This is a genomic window from Amycolatopsis sp. WAC 01375 (assembly GCF_003947325.1).
Lineage (GTDB): Bacteria > Actinomycetota > Actinomycetes > Mycobacteriales > Pseudonocardiaceae > Amycolatopsis.
In genome coordinates this window covers 94,183-108,682 of the sequence record NZ_QHHW01000035.1, presented here as the reverse complement: position 1 = coordinate 108,682, position 14,500 = coordinate 94,183, and the positions used below count along the sequence as shown (strand labels likewise).

Below are 14,500 nucleotides of genomic sequence, written 5' to 3'. Positions count from 1 at the left end.
TTGACAGTATGCTGTCAAATATGACCGACCTCGTCCGCGACTACCGGCTGCTGATCGCCGACGTCTACGAACTCGCGGGGCTGAGCCGCCGCGTCAGCGAGCGGGAGGCGGCCGGGCTGGGCACGACGGTGGCCCGCTGGCATGTGCTGAGCACGGTGTCCGAAGAACCCCGAGCCGTCCCCGCCATCGCACGACGGCTCGGCCAGGTCCGCCAAGCCGTGCAGCGCGTCGTGGACGACCTCACCGAGGCCGGTCACCTGAGCGTGGAGCCGAATCCTTCGCATCGCCGCTCGTCCCTGTACGCCATCACGCCCGAGGGCGCACGACTGCTGCAACGGCTGTGGGACGCGAGCGAATCCCGGCACGACGTGCTCCACGACAGCGGCGTCAACCCCGAGGAGCTGCGGCAGGCCCGCGACACACTGCGCAGGTTGTCAGCCGCGCTCAGCTCCTGAATCCGCCCTTTCGTCGCATCGTGATAAAAAGCGGCCACTCGATCGGGTTAGAGTTGACGGATGGGCAACGAAGCTCTCGCTACTCCCGCACCCCGGGAGCAGCGCGCGCTCATGCAGGCGATGCTCACCCGGCTACCCGAGTTCAGCGACCGCCTCGCCCGGCTGCTCAGCGACGAGGACGAGTTCTACCACCAGGTGGACAGCACCGCGCCGGAAGAGTTGCGCAAGGTCTGCCGGGCGAATCTCGAGCGGGCGCTGACCGCACTCGTCGAGGGGCGCGGGCTACCGCTCGACGCGGCCCGCAAGACCGGGCTGGCGCAGGCCAGACAGGGTATCCCGCTGCCATCCGTGCTCCGCGCGTTCCGGATCGGCGGGATCTTCGTCTACGAACGCCTGGTGGAGCTGGCGGGCCCCGGGTTCATCAACCCGGCCCGCACGGTGGAGATCAACGCAGGCGTATGGAAGACCATCGACCTCTACTCCGACGCGCTGACCACCGCGTACAACGAGGTCGCGGGCGAACTCTCGCACGAGAAGCTCGTGCTGCTCGATGGCCTGCTGCAGGGCCGCTTCGCCACCCAGGCGGAACTCGAAAACGCCGTCAAGGAACTCGATCTTCCGGCGGCGGGTACGTTCGTCGCCGTCGTGACCGAGCCCGTCGAGCCGAAGGAACGGCCCGGCGTCGAAGCGCTGCTGCGGGCGCGACGCTGGAAGTCGGCCTGGCGACCCGGCGCCGAAATCGGACTGGTCGTGATCGACCGCGTCGAAGACGTCCGGCGGCTGCGTGACGTCCTGGGCACCCTGCCGCTGGCGGTGGGGATGAGCAGGCCGTTCAACGGCTTCCTCGAGGTGCCGGACGCGGTGCACCGGGCCAGGATCGCCCGCCGGTCGCTGGCCGCCGGCGCCGCCGGTGTCGCCGTCTTCGGCGACTCGCCGGTCACCACCCTGGTCGCGAGCGCGCCGGAGATGTCTCGGGACGTCGTGCGCTCCGTGCTGGCCGGGCTCCTGGTGCTGCCCAAACCCGAACGACAGGTCCTGCTCGACACGCTGGTCGCGTGGTTCGCCGGGCACGGCTCGGCCAAGGAGGCCGCGGACCGGCTGATCGTCCACCCGAACACCGTCCGGTACCGGCTGCGCCGGGTGCAGGAGCTGACCAGACGCGACCTGTCGGACCCGGTCGACGTCGGGGAGCTCTACGTCGCGCTGGAGGCGGTCCGCCTGGCGGACGACGGCTAGCCCCTTCTCTCCGGCGCCATGTCGGCGTCGATGATCCTCGCGAGGTCCAGCAGCGTGTGCCCGAGACCGGGCCGCGCGGTGAGCCGCACCGCGAGCGTGCGGCCGCGCGCGGTCGTGGCGACCGGCAGGGTCACTTCGGGATTCGCGGATCTCGTCCACTGTGGACGGCGCCCGGCCGCGGACAGGACGATGTCGGGATGCGGGGACCGCCGCCCCGGCCGCCACCGTGACCTCCTGGCGTCGAGGTCACGGATCACGTTGCCGTGCAACGAAAGCAACGTCGCGACGTCCGCGACGGCGTCACGAAGCTCGACATCGGTGATCGAATCCGAGTACGCGCCGATGTCCAGCACGCGGGAATCGTTCGGGTCCTGCGGCACAAAGTTCCTTTCCACGCACCGGAAGTCGTCCGATGGTGGTCCCGCTCACGTTGTTCCCGGGAACAAACATGTTTGGCTGCCTGGGCCGAATGGCGGCGCCGGTACCACCTTCCGGCCGCACGCGGTGCCTGTGACCGCCGGTCACACCTTTGACGCTGACCTGCGGGCGGGCCAGTATCTGGCGACTGATTACCGATGGGTAATGTGGATTTTCCATGGTTCCACCAGGAGGACCGTTGCGACGTGCGTTGAGCCTGATCTTCTTGGCCCTAGGGGTGTTCTCCATCGCCGGCGCGGTGTTGCTGCCGACCTACGTGAAACCCGAACTCGCCAAGGTGCCACTGAACCAGGAATCGACGTCGGTCCTCGAAGGCACCGCGTCCAAGGTGCTCGCCGTGAAGACCGAAGGCGGCAAGACCGTCACGGAGATCCGCGACAACGCCAAGCTGAAGGCGACCGCCCGCGTGGCGGCGAACTTCGCGCCGCCGGAGATGCGTGAGGGTACGGACGTCGCCGTCTGGCTGCTGGCCGTCTCGGTCGTCGACACCAGCGACCAGACCGTGGTCAGCGCCAGCAAGCGGCAGGTCTGCTTCGACCGTCGCACCGCGGAGGGCTACATGCCGCCGGGTGGTGACCAGGAGGCGAAGTGCTCGGCCAACAGCAGCTTCGTCACCAAGCTCAAGGACAAGCCCGAGAAGGAGGGCGAGAAGCCCGAGGAGATCCAGGAGTACAAGCCGCAGCCCGGCCTGAACTTCAAGTTCCCCTTCGACACCGAGCAGAAGGACTACCAGGTCTACGACGACAACACCGGCCGAGCCGTCCAGGCCCGGTTCAAGGGCGTCGAGGACATCAAGGGCGTCGAGGTCTACAAGTTCGTCCAGGAGATCCCCACCACGAAGATCTCGACGAAGAAGGTGCCGGGCTCGCTCATCGGCGCCACCGGTGACTCCGTCGAGGCGGGTCAGTTCTACGCGGGCACCATCACCAGCTGGATCGAGCCGGTGACCGGGATCCAGGTCAAGCAGGAACAGCGCTCACACCAGGAACTGCGGTCGGCCGCGAACCCCACGCCCACCGTGGTCTTCGACGGCACGCTGACCTTCACCGACGCGACCGTCGACGCGATGGTCAAGCAGGTCGGCGAGAACAAGGGCAAGCTGGACTTCATCGGGAGCACCGGGCCGATCGTGCTCGGGGTCGCCGGCGCGGCCTTCCTCGCGCTCGGAGTCTTCCTGCTGGTGAAGCGGCGCCCGACGCCTTCGCGCCACTAAGGCTTACGCAGCACCAACACCAGATTCCACGACGCGACCTCCCGTACCCCGGGGACACGCGCGATCCATTGGGCCCAGGAGGGGTGGTAACGCGGGTACACCTCCTGAAGATCGGCGAGCGGCGTGGCCTTCCCCCACCGGACGGCCGCGCCTGCCGAAAAAGCGAACAGACTCTCGCCGAATTTGTTCTTCGGCTCCTTCCCGTTCTTTTCGAGATAACGCCGCCGAGCGTAGTGTCCACCGAGGAAATGCCACGGTGCCGTCTCGTGACCGCCCCACGGCGAATACCAGGGTGTGAACGAGGCGAAAACCGTCCCTCCCGGTTTGGTCACCCGGCACATCTCGGCCAGCATGACCTCCGGTTCGGAAACGTGTTCGAGGACGTTCGACGAATAGCAGACGTCCACGGATCCGGTGCGCACCGGCAGTTTCGTCCCGCTGCCGCGGACCATGTTCTCCCCGGCCTCTCCCCGCGCCGTGAGCTCTCCGACGTCGGGGTCTATGCCCAGGTAGGTGGCTCCGGCGGCGCGGAACGCGTCCGAGAAATAGCCCGGCCCGCCGCCGACGTCGACGATGGTTCGGCCGTTCAACGGAGTGTGCTGCGCCAATTGCCGGACGGAGTCCTCGGCGAGCACCGAGTAGAAACCGTCCGGATCCGTCTGTTCGGTGAGAAAAGCCCGGAACAACGTCACCGATCTGCGCAAGGTGGCGCGATGAGGCATCGCCGAACGGGTCACCGACCGATTACCGACCATCGAACCATCGCTTTCCGAGAATGATTCATCTACCGTGTACGCACCGGTAACCTAGCATTGTCGCTAACAGGTTGGGAGAACCACGATGGAACGGCCACGTGTGCTGCTCGTCAACTGGCGCGACACCGGCCATCCGGAAGGCGGCGGCTCCGAGCGGTACGTCGAGCGGATGGCGGAGGGACTCGCCAAAGCCGGATACCGAGTCGAAATCCAGTGCGCGGCGTACCCGGGCGCGAACGCGGGCGAATGGCGCGACGGCGTCCGCTATCGCCGCCGCGGCAACAAGTTCGGCGTGTACCCGCACGCACTCCGGGCGATCCGGAACGCGCACGCCGACCTCGTCGTCGACGTCCAGAACGGGATGCCGTTCTTCGCCAGGCTCGTGGCGGGCTGCCCGGTTCTCGTGCTGGTGCACCACGTCCACAAGGAACAGTGGATCAGCGCGCTCGGCGAGACAGTGGGCCGGATCGGCTGGTGGATCGAGTCCCGGCTGGCGCCGTGGCTGTTCCGGCACTGCCGCTACGTCACGGTTTCCGAGATCACCAAGGGCGAACTCGCCGGCCTCGGCATCGAAGGCTCACGCATCACCGTGGTACCCAACGGTTTGGACACTCCCCCACGCGTCAAAGCCGTCCGGGCCCCCGAACCGACACTGGTCGCCGTCAGCAGGCTGGTGCCGCACAAGCGGATCGAGCACGCGATCGACGTCGTCGCGGAACTGAGCACGCGCTGGCCGACACTGCGGCTCGAGATCGTCGGCCAGGGCCCGTGGGAAGAGGTTCTGCGCGAACACGCGCGCGACCGCGGCGTCGAAGACCGCGTGCGGCTGCACGGCTGGGTGGACGAGAACGAGAAACACGAGATCCTGGAACGGTCCTGGCTGCACCTGTGCCCGTCGGTCAAGGAAGGCTGGGGAATCGTCATCATGGAGGCCGCCGCGCACGGCGTGCCGTCGGTGGCCTACCGGGCGGCAGGCGGGGTGGCCGAATCCATCGTGGAGGGCAAGACCGGCCTGCTGGCCGACGACTTCGCCGATTTCACCGCGCGGGTGGACGGGCTGCTCGCCGATCAGGCGCGCCGGAACGAAATGGGCCGGGCGGGGGTCACCTGGGCGGGCCTGTTCGACTGGGAGCACAGCGTGCACCGATTCGAATCACTCGTGCGCGACGTGGCCGGGGTGGCCATCCCCCATCCCAGGGTCCTGATCCCGCAAGGCTTCCACGATTCCGTCGGCCAGCCCGGCCGCGGCGGCGTCGTCGAAGTCCTTGCGGCGTGCGCGCACGGTGACGGTGCTCGTCTCGCCGACGGTCGCCGCGCCGAACGCCACGCCTGAGCGGCCGCTGGCGGCGGGATAGAACGCGATCGAGGTGACCGCGTCCGCCGCCGAAACGACGCCGAGGTTGGAAACCAGATAGGTCGACCCGAGCCTGCCCGCCAGCAGCCGGGTGCCCAGCCGGGCGATTCTGCTGCTGCGGGCGGGGAAATCGGGTTCCGGCGGCTGAGTGGCCAGCAGCGCGCCCACTTCGGCGACCGAGGGCTCGCGGCCGACCCGCAACCGGAAGAACGCGCTGTCGTGCTCGGGTTCCGGGGCGGCGCCGCCCCGACAGGAGGCACCCACCGCGGCCACCACCCTGGCGGTCTCCTCACCGTGCCGGGCGTTCCACGTCTCGGTCAGGTTCGCGGCGGCCGCCGTGAAGGCCGCGGATCCCAGGCGCGCGCGAGGGAGAATCCGGGCACTGAACACGTCTCCTGAGCCACTTTCGGCCCGTTCCGGGGTGATCCTGGCCGGTGGCGCGAAAAGCGCTTCAGCGAGCCGCTGGAAGGCCGACGTGAGAAAGGATCGATCCGCCGTACGCGCGCCGATGCCCTTGGCGGCGGACGAGATCGGGATGTCGAGGGCCAGGCCGAGGACGGCGAGCAGGCCGAGACCGTCGAGCGCGCCGTGGTGCGCGGCGATCAGCACGACGGGTTCGTCGACGCCGACGGCGACGCGAAGCAACGGCGCGCCGCGTTCGTACGACGCCTCGGCGAAGCGATCACGGATCGCCGGAAGTTCTTCACCGGCAACGGCTTCGACGTGGGGAGCGGCCCCGAGCCATGGCCGTTCCCCGACGGCGCCCGCCAGCCGCATCCGCGCCTCTTCCGGTGTCAGCATCGAAGACAGCTTCGCTTCCAGGAGAATGCTCCAGGAAACGGTGGGGTCGCCGTAGAGCCCGACGACCCGGCCGGCGTGGTCGGAGGCGAGCTGGGACACCGGCTCAGCGGTTGCCGTAAATGATGTGCTCCGGGCTCGAATTCGGGTTGAACTGCTCCTTGATCTTCGCCTGCACCTGGGGTGCGGCGTCCGGATCGGCGGTGTTCGTCAGCGCGTAACTCCCGCCCGCGGCCGTTGCGAGCCCGATGATGACGGCGGCGGCCGCGCCGATGAGGGTACCCAAGACCTACTCCTTCCGCGGCAGGGAATTCCTGCGTCGGCTCAATGTACGCACCGGTAACTTGAGGCACAACAGTGCGGCGGCGATCGAGAGCAGTGCTACTCCGTTTGCCAGCACCACGGGGATCGGTGATCGCGTCTCGGTCACGGCGGGCTCACCGGGAGTGCGGTAAAGCGTGAGCCAGTCACCGGACCACACCCGTTCCGCGCCGGTCAGCAACCGCGCGTCGACCCGTCCCGACGTCCCGTGTTCGACCAGGATCCAGCCGATTCCGGCCGCGGACAGGTCCTCGGGCGACTTCGCGGCGCGGACACGGTCCATTCTGGAATCCTCGCCGGAGATCTCCTCGCCGCCGACCCGCAACGTGTCGTCGACGAGAACGGTTTCGGGCAGTGCGCGCGGCGCCGGGTCCAATTGGGTCCGGTGGTCGTTCCAGGCGAAACTCCGGAACGTGGACAGTGGAAGCGCGACGACGTCGCCGGGGCGGTCGTCTTCCGCCAGCACCCGGTGGACGGCGTTCCAGTCCTCCGGGTAGGGCACCGCTTCGATCCGCCCCCAGCCGCCCCAGGCGAGATCGGGCATGGTGAGCAAGGGAAAGAGCGCGGCCGCCACGATGAGCGCCCCGCGCGCAGCGCCGGTCCGCAGACGTGTCGCGGCGGCTTCGGCCGCGAGCGCGAACCCGAGCGCGACCGGAAGGGCCCACCACGCCACCCATTTCTGCGCGTCCCGCAGCAGTCCCGCGCCGGGAACGTGCCCCATCGCCCAGGACAGCACGGGTTCGCCGAACGGCAGCGTCGCCAGCGCGGCGAGCACGACACCGAGAACTCCCAGCAGCACCAACGCTCTCGCGGGCGGCGTCCCCCACCTTCGTACCAGGGGACGGATCCCGGTCAGCGCCACGGCGACCGTGACGAGGATCAGTACCGGGGCCATCGGCGCGCCCCGGCTGCCGGGGACGACGTCGCCGTTCCAGATGCCGCCGAGCCCGAGCACGCTCAGGATCGCCGGGCCCCAGCTTTCGGCGCGGGCACTGAACGCGGCAACTCCGGCTGGGTCGGACAACGTGCCGCCGTCGTGCAGGAATGTCGGCACGAGCCACGGCAGGTTGAGCACGACGGCGAGACCGAGGGTGTGGCCGAGTTTCCGAGGCCCGGCCAGGACGATCGCCGTGAGCGCGGCCAGTACACCGCCCGGCGGGGTGAGCACCGCGGGGGCGCAGGCGAGCACCAGCCGCGCGAGCGCTCTCGACTCGTCCCGGCGCAGGGAAAGCGCGGCGCGCGCGATCCACGGGAGGCAGGCGTAGGTGAGCAGGAGCGGCCAATGCCCGATGAACAACCGTTCCGCGAAATAGGCCGTCCACGCATATGCGGTGGCGGCGACGATCCGCGTACCGAGTTGCTCCGTCGGCACCAGCCGTGCTGCGCCATATGCCGCTACGAAGAGCGAAAGCAGCAGGACGATTTTCTGCACCACATCGCCGGGAATCACCGCTGTCGCGAGCGCGATCACGGCGTCGGCGGGGACGGAACGAGGCAGAGCGGAACCGAGGCCCAATGCGTCCGGGACCAGCGACTGACGCTGGGCGAACACCATGTCGTAGCTCAGGACGAAGCCGCGCCCGAGCACCGGCAGGAACACCAGCGACGCGAGCCCCGCCGACACCGCGGCCAGGACGAGACGTTCACGCCGTGCGTCCAACTGCCCTTTCCTTTCCGCGCCGATCGCGGTTATGGTCGCTCGATTACTCGCCGGTAATAGGAGCGCCGTTGAGCTTAGACGTCGAGGTCGACCAGACCAGAACCGACAAGCGTGTCGCGGCGATCCTCGTTTCGCTCGCGCTGGCGGCCAACAACGCCGGTGCCTACGCGCTGAGCATCATCGCCGCCCGGCTGCTCGCGCCGAGCGCGTTCGGTGAACTGAGTTCACTGCTGGCGGTACTGGTGATCGGCGTCGTACCCGCGATGGGCCTGCAAACCGTGGTCGCCCTGCGCGTCGCTCGCAAGCCTCAAGACTCGGGAACGCTACTGGCGTTGGGCCTCACGACGAGCGCCATCGTCGCGGCCATCGGCCTGCTGCTGGCGCCGGTGCTGGTCTTCGTGCTGCACCTGGATTCCGTCGTGCCCGCGCTGCTGCTCGCCGTCACACTCGGACCGCTGACGCTGCTCGGCCTCTTCCACGGTCTGCTGCAGGGCAGCGGCCGGTTCGCCCGCCTGGCCGGGCTCATGTCACTCGAAGGCGCGGGCAAGGTCGGCGGCTCGCTGCTCGGACTGCTGATCGGCGGCGACGCCACCGGCGCGCTGGCAGGCACCGCGATCGGCTCGTACCTGGTGATCTTCTGCGGCTGGCTCCTCTGTGGACGGCAACGACCGCGGAAGGCGGGCTGGCACGCGGGCGAGGTCCTGCACGCGGCGCAGGCGATGCTGGCGCTGGTCCTGCTGGTGAACCTCGACCTGGTACTGGCGCGCCACACCCTCCCCGCGAACGAGGCGGGCGAGTACGCGCTCGGCGCGATCGTCACGAAAATCGCCTACTGGCTCCCCCAAGCCGTCGGTGTCCTGGTGCTCCCCCGCTTCGCGAACGGCGACGACCGGCGCCGCATCCTGCCCGCCGCCCTTGCCGTCTGCGCCGCCCTCGACGCCGTCGTACTCCTCGTCTCGGTGGTCGCCGGTCCACGCTTGCTCTCCTTCATCGGCGGCCCCGGCTACGCCGCCAGCACCATGCCGGTCTGGCCGTTCGCCCTCGCCGGCTCGATGCTCGCGCTGGTCCAGATCCTGCTGTTCTCCCGCCTCGCCGCCGGCGACCGGCGGGTGACCGTGCTGATGTGGACGACGGTGGTGGTGGAGACGGTGCTGGTGACCGCTTGGCTGCACTCTTCGGCGGTCCAGGTGGTCACTGTCGCGGCTTGCTGTGCCGGGGGTTTGGCACTTTCCGGCGCCGTTCTGGAGTGGCGGTCGCGTCGGACTTGAGGGGCACTGTGTGGATTTTGGGACGCGGACGCCGTTGGGCGCTTTCGAACGCCGCTCTGAGTTCGGTGAGGACCACGTCGGGTTCGGATCGCAGCCGGGACGGCAACGTCTGGAGAACGACGATCCCGGCAGCGGCATAGCGAGCGTTTCGTGCGAGGGTCGCCCGGAAGTGGTCGCCCTCCGAGTGATAGCCGAGGGAATCGATTTCCCAGGCGAACCCGACCTCGTCGCACCAACCGTCCGGCTTCGCGACGAACCGGCCGGACGCGTCGAAGACCTTCACATTCCACTGGAACTCCGGAAGCCCCGAACGCGCCCACAGGTTCCACGCATCGGCCTCGGCGACCGAATGCGCGCCGGCCCAGATCGGCGCCAGTGCCCGCAGTAGTCTCCCGTCGATTCGGGACCGTTCGTCGATCTCGATGGCGAGCGCCCGCGGCAGGCAATGCCGTTCTTGCACCGCTTCGGCCATCATCGCCACGATCGCGTCGAGGTCCGGGGTTCGGCGTGCCGCGTCGATCACCGCCCGCGGCACGGGAGCCGTGGGGACACCGGCTCTGATCCTTGGCGTGGGCAAGCGTCGCGTTCGTTCGATACGGACGAAGCCGATACTGGCGATCGCCCGTCCGGCGGGCACCAGCACGTGCACGTCATCGGAATCCGGGAGATTTCGCAGGCCATAACGCCTGAGCGCGGGCACACCGGTGAGGACCGAACCTTCACGGGCGTGGAGCAGGCTCGCCTCGATCCGGTGTTCTTCGGTCGGCTCGCCGTTTCCGAGCAGCACGACACCCGGCAGCAGCATCCGCCAGAGACCACCGGCTTCGCACCGGCGCCAGATCGTTCGTCTGGGCACACCGAGCTCTTCGAGCCGCTTGACCCCGACAACGGCCGGGCCCTTCGTCAACAGTGGGTGCTGAGCCCACTCCCCTCTTCGCACTTGATCAGCTTGCGCCCGGGCACCGACAGAAACCGTCGATTCACGTCGTGACCGGTCCGTTCAAGCGGGGGTGTGTGGAAATAGGGACACTCAACGTCCCTATTTCCACACACCCCTCACGCTTTGTCACCTTCGGGCTCCGGTGACGGTCCCGCGAACCAAGGCACACACATCGCCACCACCGCCGCCGCCGCCAACAGCAGCGAAGCCTGCGTCACCGGACCGTAGGCCCACTCCTGCCCGTGCCCCAGCAGCCGCCCCACCACCGCGACGAGGGTGCCCGCGACCATCCCGCCGAAAGCGAGGTACCGCGGCGCGCGTTCGCTGAACTGGCGGGCCAGCAGGACGGCGATCAGTAGCACGATCGGCAGCATTCCGCCGAGGACGGCCAGCAGTCCGATGAGGACCACGGGGACGACGACACCGGAACCCGCCTCGACGGAGACGCGGCGCCGGCGGACCGGCCACAGTACGCCGATCAGTACGGCCAGGATCGCGATCGCGCCGATGAGCAGGCCGGATCGGTATTTCCAGTCCGGCGTGAACTCGAGTCGGACGATGCCGCCCGAGCCCGCGGGCAGGATCCACGCCTGCTGCCAGCCGTCGACGCGCGTCTTCACCAGCGGAGTCCCGTTCAGTGACGCGGTCCAGCCCGCGTTGGCGTTCTCCGGGACGGCCAAAATGGACTCGTCGCCGCCCGCCACGGTGACCGTCCGGGACGTCGCGTCCCAGGAGTCCACGGTGACGGCGCGATGCGCGGCGGGCGAAACAGCCTGCCCGGCGGGTTTGAGCCACAGATCCTGGACCACAAAGGACTCGGACCGGTCGGTACGCAGTTCGTGTCCGCCCGCCGCCAGGTCGACGCCGCCGGCGGAGTCGGGGCACGCGGACAGCGTCAGCGGCCGGTGCGCGAGGTAGTCGGCGAGGGTGCCGCGGACGGACGTGTCGTAGTCGAAGCCGTTCAAGTGGACGTTCGGGCCCGATCCGCAGGGCACCGTGAATTCCGAGTCCGGAGCGGGAAGTTCGGCACCGGTCAGGGACAGGCTCCCGATGCCCAGCGAGTTCCGGGTGCGCTGGTCGTCGTCGAGACCGGCGAACGCGATCTTCAGCTGTGACGTCTCCAGCGGCGGGAACGTCGCCGCGCCGGAGGCGTCGAGTTCCACGGAGCGGCTCGAAGTCGGCGTCGTCAGCTCCAGCCGTGCGGGCGCGCGTGGATCGGCGGCGACGCGGATACCGGAGATGGTCTGGGGTTTCGCCCACTCCAGGGTCAACGTCGGCCGCAAGTCGGTGATGTCGGGCAGCCACGTAGTCGCCGGATTCCCGTCCACCGCGGCGAACGCGCTCGCCGAAGGATCCCCGCCCAGTTGCGACGTCGCGGACACCCGCACGCCCGGCAAGGCCACCGGAACCCGGCCACCACCGGCGGGCAGCACGGTGCCGCCGAACTCGTAAGCATTCTGCGACGCCGTGGAGAACAACCGCCGGATCCCGTCCGGTTCTTCACCGTCGCGGGCCGCGTCGGCGTCACAGCGGACGTGCTCGCCGTCCGGCACACACGCGTACCTCGGCTGCTGGCCCCGCGTGAACGCGAAGCCCGGCGCCGCACCGGCGGACAGGTCCGCGGGGACTTCGAGCGCGCGTTGCGGGTCGACGCCGGGGATCTTCAGCTCCGAGATCCCGACGTTGCCGTCCTGCCTGCCGACCACGAGCGACAGCAACGTGATCCGCACCTTGCGCGTCACCCCCGGCGGCGCCGGATAGGAGTGCGCCCCCTCGCCCCGGACGACCTGGTGATCGACGGAACCGTTGTCCGTGGTGATCCGGATCCGGGTGGCGGGCCAGCCGACCCGGATGTCGTCGACCATCGCGACGTCGACCGTGTTCACCAGCCTCGGGGTGTCCAGTTCGACTTCGAGCCATTGGCCGATCGGGCCGGTGAAGCTCGACGAATGCCAAGCGGTGCGGGGATCCCCGTCCAACGCGGCGAACGGCTGATGGCTCGGATCCGAACCACCGAACGCGTCCGCGAACGACGCCGCCGTCGACGCGTTCACCGAGCGGATCCCCCGGTACGCGGCCACGGTCTGGTGCTGCTCGCCGGGGAACGGCAGCACGTCGAGCGCGGCTCGTTGCTGACGCGGCGATTCCCCGGCGGTCAGCGTCTGGCTCAGGTTGTCCCGCACCCCGCCGACGTTGCGTTCGGCGCGGCGCAGCCCGTCGGTGACCAGCCTCGGCCCGGTCGGCGAGCCGCCGTCCCCGGTCAGCACCGTCGGCGTACCGGGATCGAGCTGTCCGGAGTTCATCAACGGCAACAGGTTCTCCGGGCCACCGCTCACCGTCGGGACGTCCTTCGCGGACGTCGCGGTGACGAGCGGAACGGGCCGTTTCACCTCGAAGATCTCCAGCGGCCCGAACTGGGCCGACTTCTCGATCCCCGGCGATCCCGCCAGCCCGGCGCGCAACGTCGTGAAATCGGGCGCGCCGACCTTGGCGCGGTCGATGTCGCCGCGCAGCACCAGGAACCGGTAGCCCGACCGCGCGAGCAGAGCGGCGAGCCCAGGATCTCCTCTACCGTCGGCCAACGCCGCGTCGATCGAGTCCATCAGGCGGGTGTTGCCCTCCGAGCCCAGCGGGACCTGGTTGCGCACCGCCCACGGGCTGTCCGCGATGGCCTGCGCCGGTTCGTCCACGGTGCGGCCCCAGTCGTACTCGCCGAAGCCGGTCGCGGGCAGCAGCAACGTACGCGCCGTCGCGTCGGTCTTGGCGACATGGCCCATCGCGTCGTACCAGTATCCCGGCACCTCGTCCCAGCCAGGCCCCGGCCGCAACATCAGCAGCCACACCGGTGCGGCCATCGCCACGACCAGCAGGGCGCCCAGCGCGGGCCGCAGATGGCGGCGTAGTGCCGGCGCGGCACTCGTGATGCCGTGGACGAAGGCCAGCATCAACGGCAGCCGCAGCACCGGCTCGAACTTGTGCACGTTCCGCAGTGGCGCGAGCGGGCCGTCGAGCAGCTGCCGGACGGGTTCCGCCAGCGGGCTGTCGAGCGTCCCGACATAGCCGACGGTCAGCAGCGTCAGCCCGGTCAAGACGCCGAGCACCAGGAACCGCCGCTCGGGCAGGCCGCGCCGCGCGAGGCCGAACAGCCCGACCGCGGCCACCAGCCCGGTCGCCGCCATCAGCACGGGATTGTCGACCAGCGCCCAGCCCGACGGCCACCACGGCGTGCCCTGCACGACATAGGCGACCCACTGGTTCGTGCCGCGCAATACCTCGAACAACGACATCGGCGCCGTGGTGTTCGTCGCGGATTCGATGTAGTCGAGGAACGGCAGGCTGTACTGGCCGAGCAGGACCAGCGGCAGGATCCACCACAGCATCACGCCTGCGACGAAGACGAACCACCAGATGACGAGTTCGACGTGCGTACTTCGCCATTTCCTGGTCAGCAGCCACAACCCGGGCAGCACGAGCGCCATCACGACCATCGCGCCGTTGATCCCGCCCATGCACAGCACGGCGAGCGCCGACAACCCGGCGGCTCGACGTGGCGAGCCGACGCGGTCGGCGAGGATCAGCGGCAGCAGCACCCACGGCAGCAGGACGGCGGGCAGCATCTCCGAGGACAGCGAACCGATTTCGGTGACCATCCTCGGCGCGAGGGCGTAACCGACTGCTCCGATCAGCCGAGTCCGTTCGTTCCCTATTTTCAGCGCGCGGGCCACCAGGAGCGCGCCACCGAACGCGACCGAGAGCAGGATCGCGCACCACAATCGCTGCGCGATCCACACCGGCATCCCGACCGCCTGGCACAGGGCGAAGAACGGCCCCATCGGGAACAGGTAGCCGTACGCCTGGTTCTGCAACTCCCCCGCCGTCGCCTGGGGATTCCACAGGTGCAGCGCCCGGCCGAGGAAGGCGAGCGGATCCACCGCGAGGTCCAGTTTCGTGTCGAAGGTCGTCCTGCCGGGACGCTGCACAAAGGACAGCACGGTGAGCGCCAGCACGATCCACGTGCTGGGTCGTTTCACCAGCGCCCCGGGGGTTACCATCCGGTAGATA

The 14,500-nt window shown here is 69.2% G+C and carries 11 protein-coding genes; 5 read left to right on the top strand and 6 right to left on the bottom strand.

Going from position 1 to position 14,500, the window contains the following annotated elements; all coding sequences use genetic code 11:
• The first annotated feature begins 20 nt into the window (after window positions 1–20).
• Entirely contained in the window at window positions 21–455 is a 435-nt protein-coding gene (locus tag DL991_RS22625) for a MarR family winged helix-turn-helix transcriptional regulator (protein WP_125786344.1), read from the top strand.
• A 60-nt stretch (window positions 456–515) separates the two neighbouring features.
• The gene (locus DL991_RS22620) at window positions 516–1,691 is read left to right on the top strand and encodes a CdaR family transcriptional regulator (protein ID WP_125786343.1); all 1,176 of its coding nucleotides are present in this window, start codon (window positions 516–518) and stop codon (window positions 1,689–1,691) included.
• On the opposite strand, the gene DL991_RS22615 is transcribed toward DL991_RS22620, so the two are convergent.
• The gene (locus tag DL991_RS22615) at window positions 1,688–2,071 is read right to left on the bottom strand and encodes a hypothetical protein (RefSeq protein WP_125786342.1); all 384 of its coding nucleotides are present in this window, start codon (window positions 2,069–2,071) and stop codon (window positions 1,688–1,690) included. The two genes, DL991_RS22620 and DL991_RS22615, sit on opposite strands and share 4 nt — an antisense overlap.
• Window positions 2,072–2,307: 236 nt before the next feature.
• On the opposite strand from DL991_RS22615, the gene DL991_RS22610 reads away from it, so the two are divergent.
• On the top strand, window positions 2,308–3,342 hold the full coding sequence (locus DL991_RS22610; RefSeq protein WP_158632671.1) for a DUF3068 domain-containing protein: 1,035 nt from the start codon (window positions 2,308–2,310) through the stop codon (window positions 3,340–3,342).
• On the opposite strand, the gene DL991_RS22605 is transcribed toward DL991_RS22610, so the two are convergent.
• Window positions 3,339–4,034 (bottom strand): bifunctional 2-polyprenyl-6-hydroxyphenol methylase/3-demethylubiquinol 3-O-methyltransferase UbiG, encoded by a 696-nt coding sequence (locus DL991_RS22605; protein ID WP_125786392.1) that lies wholly within the window; start codon window positions 4,032–4,034, stop codon window positions 3,339–3,341. The genes DL991_RS22610 and DL991_RS22605 overlap by 4 nt on opposite strands.
• A gap of 163 nt (window positions 4,035–4,197) precedes the next feature.
• Between DL991_RS22605 and DL991_RS22600 the strand changes: the two genes are divergently transcribed.
• The gene (locus DL991_RS22600) at window positions 4,198–5,430 is read left to right on the top strand and encodes a glycosyltransferase family 4 protein (RefSeq protein ID WP_125786391.1); all 1,233 of its coding nucleotides are present in this window, start codon (window positions 4,198–4,200) and stop codon (window positions 5,428–5,430) included.
• Window positions 5,431–6,355: 925 nt separating this feature from the next.
• On the opposite strand, the gene DL991_RS22595 is transcribed toward DL991_RS22600, so the two are convergent.
• Window positions 6,356–6,535, bottom strand: a complete 180-nt coding sequence (locus DL991_RS22595; protein WP_125786340.1) for a hypothetical protein — start codon at window positions 6,533–6,535, stop codon at window positions 6,356–6,358.
• Between the two features lie 3 nt (window positions 6,536–6,538).
• The gene (locus DL991_RS22590; protein ID WP_125786339.1) at window positions 6,539–8,230 is read right to left on the bottom strand and encodes a hypothetical protein; all 1,692 of its coding nucleotides are present in this window, start codon (window positions 8,228–8,230) and stop codon (window positions 6,539–6,541) included.
• Window positions 8,231–8,298: 68 nt separating this feature from the next.
• On the opposite strand from DL991_RS22590, the gene DL991_RS22585 reads away from it, so the two are divergent.
• Complete coding sequence (locus tag DL991_RS22585) at window positions 8,299–9,498, top strand: lipopolysaccharide biosynthesis protein (protein ID WP_125786338.1); 1,200 nt, start codon at window positions 8,299–8,301, stop codon at window positions 9,496–9,498.
• Here the strand turns inward: DL991_RS22585 and DL991_RS22580 are convergent.
• Both DL991_RS22580 and DL991_RS22575 read right to left on the bottom strand, forming a co-directional pair.
• A complete protein-coding gene (locus DL991_RS22580; protein WP_233598939.1) occupies window positions 9,422–10,354 on the bottom strand; it encodes a hypothetical protein in 933 nt (310 codons plus the stop codon). The genes DL991_RS22585 and DL991_RS22580 overlap by 77 nt on opposite strands.
• 200 nt (window positions 10,355–10,554) lie before the next feature.
• Window positions 10,555–14,490 (bottom strand): alpha-(1->3)-arabinofuranosyltransferase, encoded by a 3,936-nt coding sequence (locus DL991_RS22575; protein WP_125786337.1) that lies wholly within the window; start codon window positions 14,488–14,490, stop codon window positions 10,555–10,557.
• Between the last annotated feature and the right edge of the window lie 10 nt (window positions 14,491–14,500).

Coding starts and splice junctions, on each gene's coding strand:
- DL991_RS22575 (WP_125786337.1), bottom strand. CDS start 14,490: ATGGTAACCCCCGGGGCGCTGGTGAAACGACCCAGCACGTGGATCGTG.
- DL991_RS22625 (WP_125786344.1), top strand. CDS start 21: ATGACCGACCTCGTCCGCGACTACCGGCTGCTGATCGCCGACGTCTAC.
- DL991_RS22620 (WP_125786343.1), top strand. CDS start 516: ATGGGCAACGAAGCTCTCGCTACTCCCGCACCCCGGGAGCAGCGCGCG.